Here is a 1,988-nt window from a genome sequence, read left to right on the forward strand (position 1 = left end):
CGATACCCTCACCGTGGAGCAGGTCTCGGGCGCGTTCGTCTACGGCACGCCCGCCGGCCGCGCACTGCAAGGTGCGGGGTTCGTCGAGTCCAGCCGCGGCCTCACCCTCCGGCGAGCGCGATGACGACCACGGCGGATGCCGAGGCGGTTCCGCGACCCGACGCATGTGGCCGCCCGCATCCCGCCGCCAGCGACCACACGCGTCGGGTCGGCGCGACTTCCGGCGGGCGCTATGCGAGGGGCGACCGTGCCTGAAGGCGATACCGTCTTCCGCACCGCGCGACGCCTGCATGCAGCGCTCGCAGGGCAGGAGGTCACGCGGTTCGACCTCCGCATTCCGCAGCACGCGACGGCTGATCTCACCGGCGAAATCGTCCATGGGGTCACACCGCGCGGCAAGCACCTCCTCATGCGGATCGGGGTATACACGCTCCACTCGCACCTCAAAATGGAGGGCCGGTGGCTCGTCTTCCGGCGCGGCGAGCCGTGGCGGGCTCCCGCGTTCCAGGCGCGCGCGATCGTCGGGACGTCGCGAGTGGATGCCGTCGGTTTCGAGATCGCGATGATCGACCTCGTGCCGACGGCCGAAGAGGATCGGCTCGTGGGTCATCTCGGTCCCGACCTGTTGGGCCCGGACTGGGATGCCGTCGAGGCCGCCCGGCGCCTGGCCGCCGATCCCCGGCCGGTCCACGTCGCACTGCTCGATCAGCGGAATCTCGCGGGGCTCGGCAACGAGTACGCGAATGAACTGCTGTTCGTCCGCGGCATCCTCCCGACGCGTCCGGCGACCCAGGTGGATGCCGCGGGTCTCGTCGACACGGCGGCGCGGATGATCCGCGCGAGCCGCGACCGCGACGCCCGCACCTTCACGGGCGACACCCGTCCCGGCCGGCAGAACTGGGTGTACCGGCGGGAGCGCAAGCCATGCCGCCGCTGCGGCACTCTCATCCGCCGCACCGACCTGGGCGCGTCGGCGACGAGCGAGCGCATCGTGTTCTGGTGCCCCGCCTGCCAGACCTGACGCCCCGGCATCCGTCCCTCCGCGGACCGTCGCCGCCCCTCCGCCGACCATCCGCCGCCCTCCGCCGCCCATCCGCGGACCGTCGCCGCGCCGACCACCGGCGGGTCGCATGTGGTCGCCATCCGCACCCCATATCGACCATTCCTGACCCCACCGCGCGGCCCCGTCCGCCGAGGGGTCGCATATGGCCGCCATCCAGGCTCCATATCGACCATTCGCGACCCCACGCGTGCTGACCGCGATCTGATTTCCGGCCGCGGCGCACGACCAGTGACGTGCCGCGATTGGTCATGTGAGTACTGGGGATGCGGCTGAACCAGGCACGTCGAGCCCTCTCGCGCCCGGGCATGCAAGCGGTCAGCACTCGACGACGTTGACGGCGAGGCCGGCCTCGCTGGTCTCCTTGTAGCGCACCGACATGTCCGCGCCGGTCTGGCGCATCGTCTCGATGACGGTGTCGAGCGTCACGAGGTGCGTGCCGTCGCCCAGCAGCGCCAGCCGCGACGCCGTCAGGGCGGTCGCCGCCGCGACGGCGTTGCGCTCGATGCACGGAATCTGCACGAGTCCGCCCACCGGATCGCACGTCATCCCGAGGTGGTGCTCCATCGCGATCTCGGCGGCGTTCTCGATCTGCGCGGTCGATCCCCCGCGGACGGCGGTCAGCCCCGCCGCCGCCATCGCGCAGGCGCTGCCGACCTCGGCCTGGCATCCGGCCTCGGCGCCCGAGATCGAGGCGTTCGCCTTGATGATCGAGCCGATCGCCGTCGCCGTCAGCAGGAACGTACGCACCTCACCCGCCTCGTACCCCCCACTGCGGCACGCGTAGTACATCACAGCCGGGAGCACCCCGGCCGCGCCGTTCGTCGGCGCGGTCACGACCCGCCCACCCGCGGCGTTCTGCTCGTTGACGGCCATCGCGTAGATCGACAGCGCCTCGGGCGCCGCCGCCGGGTCGCCCGCCTCCGAC

Annotated in this window: 2 protein-coding genes; one reads left to right on the forward strand and one right to left on the reverse strand. The window is 72.0% G+C overall.

Translation table 11 applies throughout. From position 1 onward, the window contains the following. Positions 1–247 precede the first annotated feature (247 nt). On the forward strand, positions 248–1,021 hold the full coding sequence (locus tag WBP48_RS08180) for a DNA-formamidopyrimidine glycosylase family protein (protein ID WP_424438762.1): 774 nt from the start codon (positions 248–250) through the stop codon (positions 1,019–1,021). A gap of 357 nt (positions 1,022–1,378) precedes the next feature. Here WBP48_RS08180 and WBP48_RS08185 read toward each other — a convergent pair. Further along, positions 1,379–1,988, reverse strand: a 610-nt coding sequence (locus WBP48_RS08185) for an L-serine ammonia-lyase, iron-sulfur-dependent, subunit alpha (RefSeq protein ID WP_424438765.1), incomplete at its 5' end; no start/stop codon positions are given.

The organism is Microbacterium sp. (assembly GCF_049661145.1).
Lineage (GTDB): Bacteria > Actinomycetota > Actinomycetes > Actinomycetales > Microbacteriaceae > Microbacterium.